The sequence below is a fragment of the Pseudomonas sp. NBRC 111133 genome (genome assembly GCF_001320605.1).
GTDB lineage: Bacteria > Pseudomonadota > Gammaproteobacteria > Pseudomonadales > Pseudomonadaceae > Aquipseudomonas > Aquipseudomonas monteilii.
Genome location: NZ_BCBJ01000085.1, coordinates 1 through 16,690, shown reverse-complemented (window position 1 = coordinate 16,690; position 16,690 = coordinate 1). Strand labels below are relative to the sequence as shown.

Genomic DNA, 16,690 nt, shown 5'->3' with positions numbered 1-16,690 from the left:
CATGGGTATCGACCTTCCGCTGATCTGGGCGGTGATCATCATCTTCGGCGTCATGATGTACGTGGTGATGGACGGCTTCGACCTGGGTATCGGCATGCTCTTCCCCTTCGTCAAGGGCGAGCAGGACCGTGATGTAATGATGAACACCGTCGCCCCGGTGTGGGACGGCAACGAAACCTGGCTGATCCTGGGCGGGGCGGGGCTGTTCGGGGCGTTCCCGATGGCCTATGCCGTGGTGCTCGAAGCCCTTTACCTGCCATTGATCCTGATGCTGATCGGGCTGATCTTCCGCGGCGTGGCCTTCGAGTTCCGCTTCAAGGCCAAAGCTGACAAGCGCCACATCTGGGACAAGGCGTTCATCTGGGGGTCGCTGGTTGCCACCTTCTTCCAGGGCGTGGCCCTGGGTGCCTTCCTTGAAGGCTTCAAGGTGGTCGACCGCCATTTTGCCGGTGGCACCCTCGATTGGCTTACCCCGTTCAGCCTGTTCTGTGGCTTGGGGCTGATCGTGGCCTACACGCTGCTGGGCTGCACCTGGCTGATCATGAAGACCGAAGGGCCGCTACAACAGAAGATGCACGACATGGCCCGGCCGCTGGCGCTGGTACTGCTGGTGGTGATCGGTATCGTCAGCCTGTGGACACCGATCGCTTATCCACAGATCGCCGACCGCTGGTTCAGCATGCCTAACCTGATCTGGTTCATGCCGGTACCGCTGCTGGTGCTGGTGACCTTCTACGGGTTGCTCAAGGCGGTGGCGCGCAACGCACACTACACGCCGTTCCTGCTCACTCTGGTGCTGATCTTCCTTGGCTACAGCGGCCTGGGCATCAGCCTGTGGCCGAACATCATCCCGCCGTCGATCTCAATCTGGGATGCTGCGGCGCCACCGCAAAGCCAGGGCTTCATGCTGGTGGGCACGTTATTCATCCTGCCGTTCATCCTCATGTACACCTTCTGGAGCTACTACGTGTTCCGCGGCAAGGTGACCCATGAAGACGGCTATCACTAGGAGGGCCGCATGATGACCGGCAAACATGGCTTGGAAGAGAAGAAACCGCTGTGGCAGCGGCTGGGTTGGCTGTTGCTGATCTGGGCGATGAGCGTGGCGGCGCTGGGTGTGGCGGCGTGGGTGATGCGGCTGTTCATGGGGGCTGCGGGCCTTACCACCCACTGATCCTGCGGACTGGAACTGTGGGAGCGGGCAAGCCCGCGAAGCACGCGACGCGGTGTATGGCACCGGCTCTGCCGGTGTTCGCGGGCATGCCCGCTCACACAGGGGCGGCGCAGGTGCTTACTTGCGGGCTTTCAGGATTACAAACTTGGGCGTCGCTGCCACCTGCTCCACCCCCCGGAACAACCGCGCCAGCTTGCTGTGATACCCCAGGTGCCGGTTACCCACGATGTAGAGCGCCCCACCCACCACCAGCGCCTCACGCGCCTGCTGGAACATGCGCCAGGCCAGGAAATCCCCCACCACCTGCTGCTGGTGGAACGGCGGGTTGCACAGCACAACGTCCAGCGACTGCTTCTCCACCCCGGCCAACCCATCGGCTGCGACGAAGGTTGCCGGGCGATCGCCCAGTGCAGCCTGCCAGTTCTCCCGCGCCGATTGCACTGCCATGTACGACTCATCGACCAGCGTGTACTGGGCATCCGGGTTGGCCAATGCACTGGCAATCGCCAGTACGCCATTACCGCAGCCCAGGTCTGCCACCCTCGCGTTGCCCAGGTCACGTGGCAGATGCGGCAAGAATGCCCGGGTGCCGATATCCAGCCCTTCACGGCAGAACACGTTGGCGTGGTTCACCAGCTCCAGCGCAGGCACTTCAAGGCGATAGCGGCTAGGGTAGGGCGAGCGGGCGGCCGGCAGTTCGGCCACCGTTGCCGTCAGCAGACGCGCCTTTTTCTGCGCCAGCGAGGCCTGCACCGGGCCGATGTATTTTTCCATCAGGTCACCGGCCGCGCGCGGCAAGTGCTTGATCATTGCCCCGGCAATCACCTGTGCCCCTGGCGCCAGGTGGCCTTGCAGGCGAATCAGTTGCTCTTCGAGCAGCGCCAGGGTTTTTGGCACGCGCACCAGCACCCGGTCGAATGGGCCTTGCCAGTGTTCACTGGCCGGTACGAACGGCACGCTGTCGAACGGCAAGCCATTGCGCGCCAGGTTTTTTCCCAGCGCCAGGTGCGCCAGGTGCGAATCGCCACTACTGACTACCTGCAGCTGGCCCGCCAGGCTGGCGGCCAGGGCACCAAAGCTGTCATTGAGCACCAGCACCCGGCAGCTGGCGTCGGGTGCCTGCTCGTGCAGCTGCGCAAGCAGGTACTCGTCGGCGGCGTCGAAAGCCTGAAGCGGGTCGTTGGCCTGCTCCGGCTGGCGGATCAGGTCGAGTTCGGCGTAGGGGGTGGTCAACAGGGGCATGGCGTATGGCTCGGGTATGAAACTGCCCGTTGCGGTTCGCCCCGAGCTTTGCCAGACGATTCTACAGGGCTTTGCCCAAGGTCGCAGGTTTGTAGGTCAGATCCAGCCACGCAGGGCGGCGATGGCGATGGCACCGGCTTTGTTGGCTGCGTTGGTTTTGGTGATCACGCTGCGGATATGAAAGTTAACCGTGCTTTGCGACAGTGACAGAATGCAGGCCACGTCGGCAGCGGTCTTGCCGGCGGCTGACCATTTCAGCACTTCCAGTTCCCGATCGCTCATTTTGGGTTGGGGTGGGCACAGTGCGTTCAGGTGGTGCTCTCCCAGTACGGCGTGAAGGGTGTGGCACAGCCACTGCACGCTGCCGGCTTTGTCGTAGAGTTCGGCAATGTCGATGTTACCGGCGGGTCTGGCTACGCTGATCTGGCTCTCGTTGTGCTGTAAGTCGTGCAGCGACTGTGTCCAGCCATGACGCAGGCCATATTGGCAAGCCTCTTCGCGAAACCGAGGGGCTTCGCGATACAGGTCGTCTGTCCACAGCACTGGCATCGTCGAGCTGTGGCTCACGTTTGCGGCGGGGTCCTGTTTGTAGAACTCGTCACGCTGATAGCGCTCGATCCATTCGTTTGGGTAATTGCTGTAGAGGTAAATCTTGGGTGTCTGCGTGGCGATCTGAATGCGAATATTCAGCCCGAGGTATTCCATGCCCAAGTCCTGAGCCAAGTGCACTGCGATGTCGAACAACTTCCTTGGCCGTCGCTCGCTGACGAACACATGCAGGTTTTCGGGTCTCCAATGCAGCATTTGAAGGACTCCTTGGGTGTCAGGATCCAATCCGTTTGAGTACCCGGAAGAGTGTAGGAAAAGTCCTAGCATTGCGTTGGGAATTTTTTGTTATAGCGATCGGGCTTATCTGAACGTTCAGCACGATCGCCCTTGATGAGGCCCTACAAAGCGGTGGTTTTTATCCAGGCCACTTTAAGCGACACTGTGCACTCGCCAACCCTGGAGCCCGATATGACCGCAAGCGCCGAAAAGTTCACCCGCCAGACCCTGCTCGATGTTCAGCCGTTGACGCCGAATCTCTTCAGCCTGCGGGTTACGCGCGATGCGGGGTTCCGCTTCCGTTCCGGCCAGTTTGCCCGCCTGGGCGTGACCAAGGCCGATGGTAGTGTGGTGTGGCGCGCCTATTCCATGGTCAGCGCACCCCATGACGAGCACCTCGACTTCTTCTCCATCGTGGTGCCGGGCGGTGAATTCACCAGCGAGCTGAGCCGGTTGGGTGCAGGCGACACCCTGCTGATCGACCGCCAGGCGTTTGGTTTCCTCACCCTCGACCGCTTTGTCGGGGGACGTGACTTGTGGTTGCTGGCGACCGGTACTGGCATCGCACCATTTATGTCGATCCTGCAGGACTTCGAGGCCTGGGAGCGTTTCGACAGCATCAAGTTGGTGTACTCGGTGCGCGAAGCGAAAGAGCTGGCTTATGTGGATGAAATCGCCGGGCTGGAGCAGCGCGACTACCTGGCCGAGTTTGCTGGCAAGTTGCAGTTCATCCCGGTGGTGACCCGTGAGCAGCACCCGGGTGCGTTGAACCTGCGTATTACCACGCTGATCGAGAATGGCGAACTGGAGAAGGCCGCAGGGCTGGAGCTGTCACCGGAGCATTCGCGAGTGATGCTGTGTGGCAACCCGGAGATGATCGACGAGACGCGTAAGGTACTGAAGGCACGTGACCTGCAACTGAGCCTGAGCAAGCGGCCAGGGCAGGTGGCGGTCGAGAACTACTGGTAGTTGCAAGCTGCAAGCTGCAAGAAAGAGCGGATTGGCGCTGCGTCCGCTTTTTCTTGAAGCTTGAAGCTTGAAGCTAGTTCTCAGGGCAAGCGGTTCTGGTTCTGTGTCTTGAGCAAATCGCGAATCTCGGTCAGCAGCGTTTCCTCGGCAGTCGGCACAGGCGGCGCAGTCGGTGCCACGGCTTCTTCACGCTTGAGCCGGTTGATTGCCTTCACCCCCATGAAGATGGCAAAGGCCACGATCAGGAAGTCGATCACGGTCTGGATGAACTTGCCATATGCCAGCACCACCGCCGGTACATCACCTTCGGCAGCCTTCAGGGTAATGGCCAGGTCGCTGAAGTCCACCCCCCCGATCAACAGGCCCAGTGGCGGCATGACCACGTCTCCGACGAAGGACGAGACGATCTTGCCGAAGGCCGCGCCGATGATGATACCCACCGCCATGTCGACGACATTGCCTTTGACCGCGAAGGCCTTGAACTCACTGATCATGCCCATGTTTGGTTCCTTGTAACAAAAGGTAAGGTTAACGCAGTGTAAGCCACTAAAACGCTTCATGCGTGGTGTTCAGGGCTACTGACTGCAGTTGGAACGAATAGTTTTGTCGCATCCCGAAGCGTTCGAGACACGTTCGGCTCGGCTATCATGGCGGTTTTTTCCAGGAGACCCACCCATGGCCAAGGCCAAGCGCTTGTATGGCTGCACCGAGTGCGGCGCGACCTTTCCCAAATGGGCCGGCCAGTGTGGCGAATGCGGGGCCTGGAACACCCTGGTCGAAACCATCATCGAGAGCGGCGGCTCAGCGGCGCCCAGCAGCGGCCGCGCCGGCTGGACCGGGCAGCAGGCACAGATCAAGACCTTGGCCGAAGTCAGCGTCGAGGAAATCCCGCGCTTCACCACCAGCAGCACCGAATTGGACCGCGTGCTGGGTGGCGGCCTGGTGGATGGCTCGGTGGTGCTGATTGGTGGCGACCCCGGCATCGGCAAGTCGACCATCCTGTTGCAGACCTTGTGCAACATCGCCGTGGGCATGCCGGCACTGTATGTGACGGGTGAGGAATCGCAGCAGCAGGTGGCCATGCGTTCGCGGCGCCTGGGCTTGCCCCAGGACCAGCTCAAGGTGATGACCGAAACCTGCATCGAGACCATCATTGCCACAGCCCGCGTCGAGAAGCCACGGGTGATGGTGATCGACTCGATCCAGACCATCTTCACCGAGCAGTTGCAATCAGCGCCCGGTGGCGTGGCCCAGGTGCGTGAGAGCACGGCGCTGCTGGTGCGTTACGCCAAGCAAAGCGGCACGGCCATCTTCCTGGTCGGCCATGTGACCAAGGAAGGATCGCTGGCCGGCCCTCGGGTACTGGAGCACATGGTCGACACCGTGTTGTATTTCGAGGGGGAGTCCGATGGCCGCCTGCGCTTGCTGCGGGCGGTGAAGAACCGCTTTGGCGCAGTCAACGAACTGGGTGTGTTCGGCATGACCGACCGCGGCCTGAAAGAGGTGTCCAACCCGTCGGCGATCTTCCTCAACCGTACCCAGGAAGAAGTGCCGGGCAGTGTGGTGATGGCGACCTGGGAGGGCACCCGCCCGATGCTGGTCGAGGTGCAGGCACTGGTCGACGACAGCCACCTGGCCAACCCTCGGCGGGTGACCCTGGGCCTGGACCAGAACCGCCTGGCCATGTTGTTGGCGGTGTTGCACCGCCACGGTGGGATTCCTACCCACGATCAGGACGTGTTCCTCAACGTGGTGGGGGGGGTGAAGGTGTTGGAGACGGCCTCGGACCTGGCGTTGCTGGCGGCGGTGATGTCCAGCTTGCGTAACCGGCCACTCGCCCATGGGCTGCTGGTGTTTGGCGAGATTGGCTTGTCGGGCGAGGTGCGGCCTGTGCCCAGTGGGCAGGAGCGGTTGAAGGAGGCGGCCAAGCACGGTTTCAAGCGTGCCATCGTGCCCAAGGGCAATGCGCCGAAAGAACCGCCAGCGGGGTTGCAGGTGATTGCCGTAACCCGGCTGGAGCAGGCCCTGGATGCATTGTTCGAGTAATTTATAACCTGTACCGGCCTCTTCGCGGGCTTGCCCGCGAAGAGGCCGGTACAGGCAAACGAAAAAGGGGCCGACGATGCGCGTCGGCCCCTCCACTTCACCGCTTAGTCAGCAGTCAATGCTCGGCAACCGCTGCCCGCCTGACTGTTTCATTGCCATGCTCGTCCACCTCCAGCATCGGCACCTCATTCCCTTCAGCGTCGAACAGCTTGCCATCCTTGAAGTAGTCACCATCACGCAACGCAGAAATGTCCGAGTACTGGATGGTGCGCTCGTAGGCTGCAGCGAACACCGACTGGTTTTCCGAGTTGCCGGTGGTGAAGTGGTTGAAGATCAGGTTCAGCAGGATGGCCATGATCGCCGCCGAACTGATGCCCGAGTGGAAGATGGTCTCGAACCAGTTCGGGAAGTGGTGGTAGAAGGTCGGCGCGGCAATCGGGATCATGCCGAAGCCCAGCGAGGCCGCGACGATGATCAGGTTGACGTTGTTCTTGTAGCTGACCTTCGACAGGGTGCGGATACCACTGGCTGCCACGGTGCCGAACAGCACGATGCCCGCGCCGCCCAGTACCGGGGTAGGTACGGCGGCAATCACCCGGCCCATGATCGGCAGCAGGCCGAGCACCACTAGGATCACGCCACCGGTAGCCACCACATAGCGGCTCTTGACCCCGGTCACGGCCACCAGGCCAACGTTCTGGGCGAACGCGCTCTGGGTGAACGAGCCGAAGATCGGCGCCAGGATGCTCGATGCCATGTCGGCGCGCAGGCCATTGCCCAGCCGCTTGGAGTCGACCTTGGTATCGATGATCTCACCTACGGCGAGGATGTCGGCCGAGGTTTCCACCAGGGTCACCATGATCACGATGCACATCGACAGGATCGCGGCGATGTGGAATTCCGGCATGCCGAAATGGAACGGCGTCGGGAAGGCGAACATCGGGCCTTCGGTGACTTTGCTGAAGTCGGTCATGCCCAGCGCCCAGGCGATCAGCGTGCCGACCACCATGGCCAGCAGGATCGACAGGCGCGAGATGGTCGCGCTGCCCAGCTTGCTCAGCAGCAGCACGATGGCGAAGGTGAGCCCGGCCAGGCCGATGTTGGCCACGCTGCCGAATTCTGGCGAGGCGCTGTTGCCGCCCATTACCCAGCGTGCGGCCACTGGCATCAGGGTCAGGCCGATGGTGGTGATGACGATACCGGTCACCAGTGGCGGGAAGAACTTGGTGATGCGCGAGAACACCGGCGTGATCAGAAAGCCGATCAGCGATGCCGCCATGACCGCGCCAAGCACGCCCGGTAAGCCACCGCCGCCCTCGCTGCTGAGGATCGCGCCCATGGTCGCCACACCGGCGAACGATACGCCCTGCACCAGCGGCAACTGGCAACCGAAGAACGGCAGCCCCAAGGTCTGTAGCAGGGTGGCCAAGCCACCGGCAAACAGCGAGGCCGCGATCAGCATGCCGATTTCGGCACCGTTCAGGCCAGCGGCCTGCCCCAGGATCAGGGGTACCGCGACGATCCCCCCGTACATGGTCAACACATGCTGCAGACCATAGGCCAGGTTGGCACCAAGCCCGAGGTTTTCATCCTCGGGGCGCTTGGTGGGAGACGTGCTAGGGGACGTAGTCATGGAGCAGGCTCTCTGTTTATTGTTGTGTCGCTACTGTAGACATTTCCTGCCAATGATTGCCACAGAAATTGTATACAAGATTTTGATCGGAGCGCGTACACGGGCGACCGCTGGGTGTGCAAAAACCCAATGCAGAAGCCGTACCAACTCATCGAAAGCGGTGCTAGAGGGGTGTGTACAAAGTGCTGCTACCCAGGCTTAAAGCTGTCTGGGTAGACAGGAAACGTCAGGCGGGAGAGCTATTAGCTAGCTAAGAGATTTCATTATTCGATGAGTTCGCGCAGCTCACGCATCATTTCGGTGCTGTCAGCCACGTTCAATTCCACAAGACGGTGCAAATGGGTCATCGAATCGACGTCGATATAGAGGCAGATGAAGCCCAGACGATCGGGTTCTTCGTGGCGCAGCTCGACCTGCATCTTTACACGGGCTTCCTCACCCAGATGGATAGTGGCGTCGAAGTCCTGGGTCAGGTCGGCGTCCCAATTTGCCGGGCGCTCGATCAGCAGGCCTTTGAGTGAAAGATCCAGCAACTTGGCAGGCCAGCACTTCAGGCCTTGCCGCAGTTCGGCGGGGGCGTCGAAATCGATACGCTGGAAGCGGCGGCGTTCGTCGTGATCGCTCATGGCATGGGTCCTCGGGTGGGTCCTAAGGTGACATCCTGACTATAGTTAGAGTGGTATGTGCATCAGGTACCGCAATCTGGCCGCAGAGGCTCTAGACCAAAGCAAGTGTGGCAATGCGCGATGACTGGCCCTAGACTCGGTGGGCGGTCTTTCCAATCCACCAGCTGGAAGCAAACCATGAACAACAATAATAGCCTGCTACGCCACATTCCGTGGCTGGCGCTGGCAGTCATAGGGGCCTGCGCGCTGGGTGTGGTAGCCCTGCGGCGCGGTGAGGCGATCAACGCCTTGTGGATCGTGGTCGCGGCAGTGGCCATCTACCTGGTTGCCTACCGTTACTACAGCCTGTTCATCGCCACCAAGGTGATGCAACTCGACCCGCGGCGCGCCACGCCTGCGGTGCTCAACAACGACGGCCTGGACTACGTCCCGACCAACAAACACATTCTTTTCGGTCACCACTTCGCCGCTATCGCTGGCGCAGGCCCCCTGGTCGGCCCGGTGCTTGCCGCGCAAATGGGCTACCTGCCCGGCACGCTGTGGCTGATTGCCGGTGTGGTGCTGGCCGGTGCGGTGCAGGACTTCATGGTCCTGTTCCTGTCTACCCGCCGCAACGGCCGCTCGCTGGGCGACATGGTGCGCGAGGAGATGGGCCGCATTCCGGGCACCATCGCCCTGTTTGGCTGCTTCCTGATCATGATCATCATCCTGGCGGTGCTGGCGCTGATCGTGGTCAAGGCCCTGGCCGAAAGCCCATGGGGCATGTTCACGGTGATGGCGACCATCCCGATCGCGATGTTCATGGGCATCTACATGCGCTACATCCGCCCGGGCCGCATCGGCGAAATCTCGGTCATAGGCGTGGTTTTGCTGCTGGCTTCGATCTGGCTGGGCGGTGTAATCGCTGCAGACCCGGTGTGGGGCCCAGCGTTCACCTTCACGGGCGTGCAGATCACCTGGATGCTGGTGGGCTACGGCTTCGTTGCCGCGGTGCTGCCGGTATGGCTGGTGCTGGCACCGCGTGACTACCTGTCCACCTTCCTCAAGATCGGCACTATCGTTGGCCTGGCCATCGGTATCCTGATCATCGCGCCCGAGCTGAAAATGCCGGCGCTGACCCAGTTCACCGACGGCACCGGCCCGGTGTGGAAGGGCACCCTGTTCCCGTTCCTGTTCATCACCATTGCCTGTGGTGCGGTGTCCGGCTTCCATGCGCTGATCTCCTCGGGAACAACGCCCAAGCTGCTGGACAACGAAACCAACGCCCGCTACATCGGCTACGGCGGCATGCTGATGGAGTCGTTCGTCGCCATCATGGCCATGGTCGCCGCTTCGGTGATCGAGCCGGGTGTGTACTTCGCCATGAACAGCCCGGCCGCCGTGGTTGGTGCAGACGTGGCGTCGGTGGCGCAGACGGTCAGCAGCTGGGGCTTCCTGATTACACCTGAGCAGCTTGAAGCCGTCGCCCGTGACATCGGTGAGCACACCATCCTGGCCCGTGCCGGCGGTGCGCCGACCCTGGCGGTCGGTATCGCGCAGATCCTGCACCAGGTGTTGCCAGGTGAAAACACCATGGCCTTCTGGTACCACTTCGCGATCCTGTTCGAGGCGCTGTTCATCCTCACCGCGGTGGACGCCGGTACCCGTGCCGGGCGCTTCATGCTGCAAGACCTGCTGGGCAGCTTCGTGCCGGCGCTCAAACGCACCGAATCGTGGGGCGCCAACCTGCTTGCCACCGCGGGTTGCGTGGCACTCTGGGGCTACCTGCTGTACCAGGGCGTGATCGACCCGCTGGGCGGCATCAACACCCTGTGGCCGCTGTTCGGCATCTCCAACCAGATGCTGGCCGGGATCGCCCTGATGCTCGGTACCGTAGTGCTGATCAAGATGAAGCGTCAGCGCTACATCTGGGTCACCCTGGTGCCGGCCGTCTGGCTGCTGATCTGCACCACGGCTGCAGGCCTGATCAAACTGTTTGACCCGAACCCGGCGGTTGGCTTCCTGGCCCTGGCCAAGAAATACAGCACCGCGCTGGACGCCGGCCAGGTACTGGCCCCGGCCAAGGACATCGGGCAGATGCAGCATGTGATCTTCAACGCCTACACCAACGCGGGCCTGACGATTCTGTTCCTGCTGGTGGTGTTCAGCATCCTGTTCTTCGCCATCAAGGTTGGCTATGCCGCCCTGGGCCGCAAGGAACGTACCGACAAGGAAACCCCGTTCCAGGCACTGCCTGACGCGTAATCGAGAGGACTGCAGTCATGTTCAACGACCTGGGTCGACTGGGTAAATACCTGGGGCAGGCAGCCCGCCTGATGGTCGGCATGCCCGACTACGACAACTATGTCGAGCACATGCAGAAGACCCACCCGGACAAGCCGGTGATGACGTACGAGGAATTCTTCCGCGAACGTCAGGAAGCGCGTTACGGTGGCAAGTCCGGGCCCAAGTGCTGTTGAGCCTGCGACACGTGTGAACCTGTGGGAGCCTGGGTAACCGGCTCCCACAGTCATTTCAGATTCAGGAGATTTACTGCGTGCAGACGCCCATTCCCGTAACCGTGCTCACTGGCTTCCTCGGTGCCGGCAAGACCACCTTGCTCAAGCACATGCTCAAGGCCGAGCACGGCCTGAAACTCGCCGTGATCGAAAACGAGTTCAGCGAGGCTGGCATTGACAGCCAACTGCTGGGCGACGAACCGGTGCAGGTGATGACCCTGGCCAACGGCTGCGTATGCTGCAGCATCCACGGCGACCTCACCCGCGCCCTGTACCTGCTGCTTGAACGCCTGGACGCTGGCGAAATCGCCTTCGACCGCCTGGTAATCGAATGCACAGGCCTGGCCGATCCGGCGCCGGTGGCGCAAACCTTTTTCATCGACGAGGAACTGCGTGAGCGCTACATCCTCGACGGCATCATCACCCTGGTAGACGCGGCTCATGCCGAACTGCACCTGACCCAAACCATTGCCCAGGCCCAGGTCGGCTTTGCCGATCGCTTGCTGTTGAGCAAGACCGACCTGGTTGACTCGGCTGCGGTAGAAGCCCTGCGCGAACGCCTGGCCCGCATCAATGGTCGGGCCGCAGCCCGGGTGGTCGAGCACGGTCGTATCGACCTGGCTGAGCTACTGGATGTGCGTGGCTTCAACCTCCACCCCGACTTGGGTGCGAACCTGAAGCCGACGTTACGCCCTGTACTCAAACCGGCTACCCCGGACCGTATTTCCACGCTGGTGTTGCGTACGGAAACCGCGCTGGACATCGACCGCCTCAGCGATTTCATGAACGACCTGCTGGAAACCCACGGCAAACAGCTGTTGCGTTACAAGGGCGTGCTGAACATTGCCGGAGAGGACCGCAAGCTGGTGTTCCAGGGTGTGCTCAAGCTTTACGGCTTCGACTGGGATGCCGAGTGGGCTGAAGGTGAAACCCGCGAAAGCGTGATGGTGTTCATCGCCGATGAACTGCCCGAGGCTACGATTCGGGCTGGCTTCGAGGCGTTGGCTGCGGGCTGAGCCGGCGCGGCGTTTGTGGCGCGAACCACTGCGGCCATGAGCTGCGGTGGCGGGTTTCGACCTCGATGCAGGGGATCAGACGCTCGGTGAGCACCGCCGTTTGCCGAACGGCCTTGGCCGTACGGTACTTGATGCTGTGTATGCATTCGCGGTCGCCGAACTCGCAGCGGTTCAGTGCGGTACCGCCGCAGGGGCCGTTGGCCAGGCCCTTGGGGCAGGTTTCCGGGCAGATGTACAACGTGTCTTCCAGGCGGCAGCGGCCACAGGTGTCGCAGCCCACCAATGGCCGTTTCACTGCGCGCTCCATTTTGTGCAGCACCTGTGCGCCAACCGGTGTTGACCACAGCGGCTGGCGCACCGCCCAGCCAAATGCCTTGCTCAGGCTATTGCGACGGCTGAACAGCAATGAATGCATGCCGTGCATCAGGTGATAGCGCGCTTTTTCTGTGAGCGAAGCATCGACCCGTGACTCGCCTTGGCGCCAACCCGCCTGCGGCGGATGGAAGGTGACTGCCGGCAGGCCGGGCATCTGCCAGCTGGCGCGCCATGCAGGCGCCCATTGATCCAGGGTATGGATCCGGGTTTGCCAGTGTTCGATGCGTGCCTCAAGGGCCAGCAGTTGTTTGAGTTCGTGAACCCCTGACAGATGCACGCCGGCGTAACCCATCAGCTTCACGCCGATGATCTGCAAGGCCAGGCGGTCAACGCTGCGTGCCTGGGCAAAGGCCTTGGACTGCACGGTCTCCGCTTCGAGCATGTCACGCATCGACGGTGTGACGGTAACGCCAGCCACGTGGTCGAGCATCGCAGCGCGCCCGTGGGTAAGGCTCATCAGGCACGCCAGCATGGGCTTGGGCCTGGCCTGGCGGCGCATCCAGTGCATGGCTTCCTGGTGTTTATCCCCATCGAACCCCAGTTGCAGAGTGAGGAAGTCGGCGCCTGCTGCCAGCTTTTTTTCGGCCTTGAAATACTGGGCGCCGCCTTCTTCCTCGTGGTACTTGAACGGGTTCAGTGCAGCGCCCAGCAGCCAGTGTGGGCAAGCCTGGCGAGCGATCTGCAGGGCGGCGACCGACTCCAGGTAACGCACCGGGCGCTGGCCAGGCTCGTGGCCGGGCAGGCGGTCGCCTGTCAGCAGCAACAGCTGGTCGAGGCCGGCGGCGTCCATGCGTTGCAACTGGGCGAGCAGGTGGTGGCGTTCGCGGTCCTTGCCGGAAAAGTGCGGCAGGGCAGGCACCGGGTTGCTGAACGAGGCGAGGGCGTCCAGCGGCGACATGTCCAGCGGGCTGCCGACACGGTCGCCGATGGCAATGGTCATCGGCCAGCCACACAGGTGCGCACGGACCATGATCGCTTCCATGGCGGCGAAGCGTTCTGCGGAAGGCTTGGGGACGAACTCCGTCACGCAGACGAAATTTTGTTCGCGCAGCGCGGTTTTCAGCAGGCTCATGTGGCCGGGTACCTGGTGTGGTCAAGGTGCCATTGTGCGGCACAAGGTGGACCGGATCATGTCCGGGGGCGCAGGAGGGTGCCCTGATTGAGACATGATCATGAAGAAATCTTGAGTTCATCTCAAATTTAATGAGTTTGCCTCAACGGTCCGCGAACCGGAAAATCCCCTCAATCATTTATGCATGCTGAAGGGACAAGACATGGCACTGGCACATAACCTGGGCTTTCCACACACCTGCGGCGACCATGAGCTGTGGCAGGTGCAGAAAGACGCCGGCATAGAACTGCTGCCAGTCGGCGACATTGCCTGGTACGGCCAGGTGTTGGCCGGTGACCACCAGCAGTTTGCCCTGAACTGGGAACAGCTTTTCGAGGAAGTAGCGCAAGCCACAGCCCTGGGCCATGCGGTCAAGCCGGTGTTGCTGGGCCCGTTGAGCTACCTGTGGCAGGCCACAGCCAAGGCCAGTGATGTCGACAAACTGGAGCCACTCGACAGCCTGCTGCCGCTGTATGACCAAACCCTCAACCGCCTGGCTGCCCTGGGTGTCGAGTGGGTGCAGATCGATGAACCGATCCTCGCCCTTGAGTTGCCGCAAGATTGGAAAAACGCCTACGAACGCGTCTACAACATTCTTCAGCGCGCACCTTTGAAGAAGTTGATCGCCACTTACGCGGGGGGGCTTGAAGGCAACCTTGGCCTGGCCGCGAACCTGCCGGTCGATGGCTTGCACATCGACCTGGTGCAGGCACCCGAGCAGTACACCACCATGCTCGACCGCCTGCCGGCCTACAAGGTGCTGTCGCTGGGCTTGGTCGACGGCCGCAACGCTTTGCCTTGCGACCAGGAAAAGACCCTGGACCTGCTGCGCGATGCCCACGAGCGTCTGGGGGAGCGGCTGTGGGTGGCGCCATCTTGCGCGTTGCTGCGAAGCCCATTGGACCTGGCGGTGCAGAAGTGCCAGGAAGTGGCTGAACTGGTCAAGGCCTTGAATAACGCGCTGAAACAGGTCGCTATCGCCGCTTGATCCTCAAACACCCTAGAATGCCGACTCCGATTCAAATCGACAGGGAGTGATGCGATGAGAGTTCTGGTAGTCGGCGCCAGCAAGGGCCTGGGTAAGGCCTTCATGGAAGGGTTGGGCAAACCGGGTGACACTTTGGTCGGCGTCTCTCGCACCCGGCCAGCAGACGTGAGCTTGGGCCAGGGTGTTGAAGCCCAGTGGATCGAGGCCGACCTCGGCCAGCCCGCTGCCGCCGTCGAGGCCATTGCCGAAGCAGTGGCCGAGGGCGGGGTGGATACGCTGATCTACAACCTCGGCTTGTGGGAGGCCGAAGCGTTCGAGGCGCACTACAGCTTCCTTGAAGACCGTGATGTGGAATTGCAGCGCATGGTCGACTGCAACATCACGGCAACCATCCTGCTGATCAAGCGCCTGCTGCCGTTGCTGCTTGAAAGCGAAAAACCACGGATTATTCTGACCGGCTCCACCTCGGGCTTGCCCCAGAGTGGTCGCCCGGAAGTGACCTTTGCCGCCTCCAAATTCGCCCTTCGCGGTATTGCCGAGGCGTTGCGCGAAGGTTATCGGGGGCAGGGCCTTGGGGTGACGTGCCTGAACCTGGGATACCTGAATACCGAGGACGGTCTGGACGTGCCGGTGGCCGAGGCTGCGGTGCGTGGGGAAGGGGGGCTGATACCGCTGCATGATGTGGTGCTGATGGTACGCACGCTGCTTGAACTGTCGGCGGCGAGCTATGTGCGGGAGCTGATCTTACCGGCCATAGCCGATGAGCGGTTCTGAAGGCTGAGGTTGCTTTGTAGGCAGGCCCGGCCTCTTCGCGGGCAAGCCCGCGAAGAGGCCGGGCCTGTTCAACTCAGGCTGGGATCAACGCTCTATCGCCAGCGCCACCCCTTGGCCACCCCCAATGCACAAGGTAGCCAGGCCTTTCTTCACATCCCGCTTGATCATCTCGTGCAGCAAGGTCACCAGCACGCGGCAGCCGGATGCACCAATCGGGTGGCCCAACGCAATCGCCCCGCCATTCACGTTGACCCGTGCCGCATCCCATTCCAGTGCCTTGCCCACCGCCAGCGCTTGCGCGGCGAACGCTTCGTTGGCTTCGATCAGGTCCAGTTCGGCCAACTGCCAGCCGGCCTTGTCCAGGCAACGCTGGGTCGCGGAAACCGGCCCGATGCCCATGATTGCCGGGTCTACGCCGGCACTGGCATAAGCTGCGATCTTCGCCAGTACCGGCAGTCCAAGGGCCTTGGCCTTGGCGGCGCTCATCAGCAGCACGGCGGCTGCCCCGTCATTGAGGCTGGAGGCGTTGCCAGCGGTAACGCTGCCATCTTTCTTGAACGCAGGACGCAGTTTGGCCAAGGATTGCGCGGTGGTGTCCGGGCGTGGCTGTTCGTCACGCGCAAACACTCTGGGGTCACCCTTTTTCTGCGGCATCACGATCGGCGTGATTTCGTCATCGAAACGCCCGGCCTCGATAGCCGCCACCGCCTTGCGCTGCGACTCGGCGGCAAAGGCGTCCTGCTGCTCTCGGCTCAGGCTGTACGTGTCCACCAGGTTCTCGGCGGTGATCCCCATGTGGTAGTCGTTGAAGGCATCCCACAAACCGTCGGTGATCATGCTGTCGATCAGCTGGCCATGGCCCATGCGCTGGCCGGTGCGTGCCGAAGGCATCACGTAAGGGGCAAGGCTCATGTTTTCCTGGCCGCCGGCAATCACCACTTCGGCGTCACCGCAGCGAATGGCCTGGGCGGCCAGGTGCAGGGCCTTGAGGCCCGAGCCGCAGACCTTGTTCAGGGTCAGTGCCGGAACACTGTAGGGCAGGCCGGCCTTGATCGCGGCCTGGCGCGCCGGGTTCTGCCCGGCACCTGCGGTGAGTACCTGGCCGAGGATCACTTCGTCGACCTGCGCCGGGTCCAGCCCGGTCTGTTCCAGCAGGCGCTTGATCACGGCGGCACCGAGGTCGACCGCAGGCACTGTAGCCAGGGCGCCCTGGAAGCTGCCGATGGCGGTACGGGTTGCGGCGACAATGACCACGTCGTTCATGTTGTTGTTCTCCGGGCAATGGGCATGGTGCTGCCAGCATCGGCGGGTTTGGTTGATTTGTTAAGTTTGTTTTTCTTTGTGATTGATGTGAAAAACAAATCAATGGGGTTGCTAGAGGGTATGTCGTCGGATATTCCGCGCCTATGAGAT

At 61.9% G+C, this 16,690-nt stretch carries 16 protein-coding genes; 9 read left to right on the top strand and 7 right to left on the bottom strand.

The window, feature by feature from the left end; genetic code table 11:
• The first annotated feature begins 1 nt into the window (after window position 1).
• The gene (gene cydB, locus APH36_RS20125) at window positions 2-1,009 is read left to right on the top strand and encodes a cytochrome d ubiquinol oxidase subunit II (protein WP_016713450.1); all 1,008 of its coding nucleotides are present in this window, start codon (window positions 2-4) and stop codon (window positions 1,007-1,009) included.
• A 9-nt stretch (window positions 1,010-1,018) separates the two neighbouring features.
• Entirely contained in the window at window positions 1,019-1,174 is a 156-nt protein-coding gene (locus tag APH36_RS20120) for a DUF2474 domain-containing protein (protein ID WP_016713451.1), read from the top strand.
• A gap of 117 nt (window positions 1,175-1,291) precedes the next feature.
• Here APH36_RS20120 and APH36_RS20115 read toward each other — a convergent pair whose 3' ends face one another.
• Both APH36_RS20115 and APH36_RS20110 read right to left on the bottom strand, forming a co-directional pair.
• Complete coding sequence (locus APH36_RS20115) at window positions 1,292-2,416, bottom strand: methyltransferase (RefSeq protein WP_060499990.1); 1,125 nt, start codon at window positions 2,414-2,416, stop codon at window positions 1,292-1,294.
• A 96-nt stretch (window positions 2,417-2,512) separates the two neighbouring features.
• Window positions 2,513-3,220: an autoinducer binding domain-containing protein gene (locus APH36_RS20110; protein WP_060499989.1), complete on the bottom strand. Its 708-nt coding sequence runs from the start codon at window positions 3,218-3,220 to the stop codon at window positions 2,513-2,515.
• Window positions 3,221-3,433: 213 nt separating this feature from the next.
• On the opposite strand from APH36_RS20110, the gene APH36_RS20105 reads away from it, so the two are divergent.
• On the top strand, window positions 3,434-4,210 hold the full coding sequence (locus APH36_RS20105; protein WP_060499988.1) for a ferredoxin--NADP reductase: 777 nt from the start codon (window positions 3,434-3,436) through the stop codon (window positions 4,208-4,210).
• Between the two features lie 80 nt (window positions 4,211-4,290).
• Here the strand turns inward: APH36_RS20105 and mscL are convergent, their stop codons facing one another.
• Window positions 4,291-4,710 (bottom strand): large-conductance mechanosensitive channel protein MscL, encoded by a 420-nt coding sequence (mscL, locus tag APH36_RS20100; protein ID WP_060499987.1) that lies wholly within the window; start codon window positions 4,708-4,710, stop codon window positions 4,291-4,293.
• Window positions 4,711-4,885: 175 nt separating this feature from the next.
• Between mscL and radA the strand changes: the two genes are divergently transcribed.
• A complete protein-coding gene (gene radA / locus APH36_RS20095; protein WP_060499986.1) occupies window positions 4,886-6,256 on the top strand; it encodes a DNA repair protein RadA in 1,371 nt (456 codons plus the stop codon).
• A 115-nt stretch (window positions 6,257-6,371) separates the two neighbouring features.
• Here radA and APH36_RS20090 read toward each other — a convergent pair whose 3' ends face one another.
• A complete protein-coding gene (locus tag APH36_RS20090; protein ID WP_060499985.1) occupies window positions 6,372-7,889 on the bottom strand; it encodes a nucleobase:cation symporter-2 family protein in 1,518 nt (505 codons plus the stop codon).
• 263 nt (window positions 7,890-8,152) lie between these two features.
• Window positions 8,153-8,515: a PilZ domain-containing protein gene (locus tag APH36_RS20085; RefSeq protein ID WP_060499984.1), complete on the bottom strand. Its 363-nt coding sequence runs from the start codon at window positions 8,513-8,515 to the stop codon at window positions 8,153-8,155.
• Between the two features lie 177 nt (window positions 8,516-8,692).
• Here APH36_RS20085 and APH36_RS20080 point away from each other — a divergent pair, with 177 nt between their 5' ends.
• The 3 genes from APH36_RS20080 (at window position 8,693) to yjiA (ending at window position 12,029) form a co-directional block, all read left to right on the top strand.
• Window positions 8,693-10,759 (top strand): carbon starvation CstA family protein, encoded by a 2,067-nt coding sequence (locus tag APH36_RS20080; protein ID WP_060499983.1) that lies wholly within the window; start codon window positions 8,693-8,695, stop codon window positions 10,757-10,759.
• Between the two features lie 17 nt (window positions 10,760-10,776).
• Complete coding sequence (locus APH36_RS20075) at window positions 10,777-10,974, top strand: YbdD/YjiX family protein (protein ID WP_016713459.1); 198 nt, start codon at window positions 10,777-10,779, stop codon at window positions 10,972-10,974.
• A gap of 77 nt (window positions 10,975-11,051) precedes the next feature.
• Window positions 11,052-12,029 (top strand): GTPase, encoded by a 978-nt coding sequence (gene yjiA, locus APH36_RS20070; RefSeq protein WP_060499982.1) that lies wholly within the window; start codon window positions 11,052-11,054, stop codon window positions 12,027-12,029.
• Here the strand turns inward: yjiA and APH36_RS20065 are convergent.
• Window positions 11,989-13,476, bottom strand: coding sequence for a methylenetetrahydrofolate reductase C-terminal domain-containing protein (locus APH36_RS20065; protein WP_060499981.1), 1,488 nt, complete (start codon window positions 13,474-13,476; stop codon window positions 11,989-11,991). The genes yjiA and APH36_RS20065 overlap by 41 nt on opposite strands.
• Window positions 13,477-13,678: 202 nt before the next feature.
• Here APH36_RS20065 and APH36_RS20060 point away from each other — a divergent pair, with 202 nt between their 5' ends.
• Both APH36_RS20060 and APH36_RS20055 read left to right on the top strand, forming a co-directional pair.
• Window positions 13,679-14,503: a 5-methyltetrahydropteroyltriglutamate--homocysteine methyltransferase gene (locus tag APH36_RS20060; RefSeq protein ID WP_060500015.1), complete on the top strand. Its 825-nt coding sequence runs from the start codon at window positions 13,679-13,681 to the stop codon at window positions 14,501-14,503.
• 54 nt (window positions 14,504-14,557) lie between these two features.
• Window positions 14,558-15,277 carry an SDR family oxidoreductase gene (locus APH36_RS20055; RefSeq protein ID WP_060499980.1) on the top strand — a complete coding sequence of 240 codons (720 nt, stop codon included), beginning with the start codon at window positions 14,558-14,560 and terminating at the stop codon, window positions 15,275-15,277.
• Window positions 15,278-15,361: 84 nt separating this feature from the next.
• On the opposite strand, the gene APH36_RS20050 is transcribed toward APH36_RS20055, so the two are convergent.
• Window positions 15,362-16,540: an acetyl-CoA C-acetyltransferase gene (locus APH36_RS20050; RefSeq protein WP_060499979.1), complete on the bottom strand. Its 1,179-nt coding sequence runs from the start codon at window positions 16,538-16,540 to the stop codon at window positions 15,362-15,364.
• Window positions 16,541-16,690 lie beyond the last annotated feature (150 nt).